The following is a 1,347-nucleotide window of genomic DNA, read 5'->3' as shown; positions in this document are numbered from 1 at the left end:
AACCAGATGGATCAGGTCACGCAACAGAATGCTGCGATGGTCGAGGAATCGACCGCCGCCAGCCACTCCCTGACCCAGGAAGCCGACGTGCTGGCGGCCTCGGTGGCGCACTTCAAGGTGATCCAGGCGGCGCCGTCGCGTCCTGCGGCGGCCCCCAGGCCCGTCGCGCCCAAGGCCCCCGTCGCTCCTGTCGCCGCAACCCCCGCCGAGCCGACGCCCCGCGTCGCCCGGCCGGTGTCCGAAACGGTCGCCGCCCTGAAGACCATGGGACGCGGTGGCGCCGCCCTGAAGCCTGAAGCCATCGAAGACGGCTGGGAGGAGTTCTGATGACGGCCACGGTCGTTCTGGCCCCGGTTCTGGACCTGCGCGCGGCCGAGCCGCTGAAGGGCGAACTGCTGGCGGCGCGCGGTCAGGCCCTGACGCTGGACGGTTCGGCCGTCGAGCGGCTGGGCGGGCTGTGCCTTCAGTTGCTGTTGTCGGCGATCCGCACCTGGCGCGCCGACGGCCAGGCTTTGACCTTCGTCAATGCGTCCGAGGCGCTGACGACCCAATGGAGCGCCTTCGGCGCTTCGCCCTCCGATCTTTCCGCACAGGACGCCCCTCAATGACCAAGACCGTTCTGACCGTCGATGATTCACGCACCATGCGCGACATGCTGATGCTGGCGCTCAAGGACGCCGGCTATCGCGTGGTCCAGGCCGAGGACGGCGTCCACGGGCTGGAGGTGCTTCAGGCCGAGAACCCGGACATCGTCATCACCGACATCAACATGCCGCGCATGGACGGCTTCGGCTTCATCGAGGAGATGCGGGCGGACCCGGCGTTCAGCGCCGTCCCCGTGCTGGTCCTGACGACCGAGAGCGACGCCGCCAAGAAGCAGCGCGCCCGCGAGGCCGGAGCCACCGGCTGGATCGTCAAGCCGTTCGACCCCGTGCGTCTGGTCGACGCCGTGCGCCGCGTGGCGGCCTGAGGATCTGAGACGATGAGCGACGATCCGTTCGAGGCGATCAAGGCGACCTTCTTCCAGGAATGCGAGGAGCTGCTCGCCGATCTGGAAGGCAATCTGCTGACGCTGGAGTCCGGATCGACGGATATCGAGGTCATCAACGCCGTCTTCCGCGCCGTCCACTCGGTGAAGGGCGGGGCGGGGGCCTTCGGGCTGGAAGACCTGGTGCGGTTCGCCCACGTCTTCGAGACGCTGATGGACGAGCTGCGCTCGGGCCGCAAGCCGTGCGACGAGCCGACGGTGAAGACCCTGCTGCGCGCTGCGGACGTGCTGGCCGACCACGTCGCCGCCGCGCGCGGCGCGGGCGAAATAGGCCCACTGCACCACGATCAGCGCGATGA

3 protein-coding genes and 1 pseudogene are annotated in these 1,347 nt (G+C 69.0%); all 4 read left to right on the top strand.

From position 1 onward, the window contains the following. Window positions 1-327, top strand: a pseudogene (locus RT567_RS16915) (chemotaxis protein); the annotation flags it as partial. Beyond that, entirely contained in the window at window positions 327-608 is a 282-nt protein-coding gene (locus RT567_RS16910; protein WP_200216410.1) for an STAS domain-containing protein, read from the top strand. The pseudogene RT567_RS16915 and the gene RT567_RS16910, both read left to right, overlap by 1 nt. After that, a complete protein-coding gene (locus RT567_RS16905) occupies window positions 605-970 on the top strand; it encodes a response regulator (RefSeq protein WP_313577344.1) in 366 nt (121 codons plus the stop codon). The genes RT567_RS16910 and RT567_RS16905 overlap by 4 nt, the downstream gene beginning before the upstream one ends. A 12-nt stretch (window positions 971-982) precedes the next feature. Further along, on the top strand, window positions 983-1,347 hold a 365-nt coding region (locus RT567_RS16900; protein WP_313577343.1), incomplete at its 3' end, for an Hpt domain-containing protein.

The organism is Brevundimonas sp., assembly GCF_032107865.1.
GTDB lineage: Bacteria > Pseudomonadota > Alphaproteobacteria > Caulobacterales > Caulobacteraceae > Brevundimonas.
The sequence above is the reverse complement of the archived record's forward strand: the minus strand, read 5'-3'. Positions and strand labels throughout refer to the sequence as shown.

Coding starts and splice junctions, on each gene's coding strand:
- RT567_RS16910 (WP_200216410.1), top strand. CDS start 327: ATGACGGCCACGGTCGTTCTGGCCCCGGTTCTGGACCTGCGCGCGGCC.
- RT567_RS16905 (WP_313577344.1), top strand. CDS start 605: ATGACCAAGACCGTTCTGACCGTCGATGATTCACGCACCATGCGCGAC.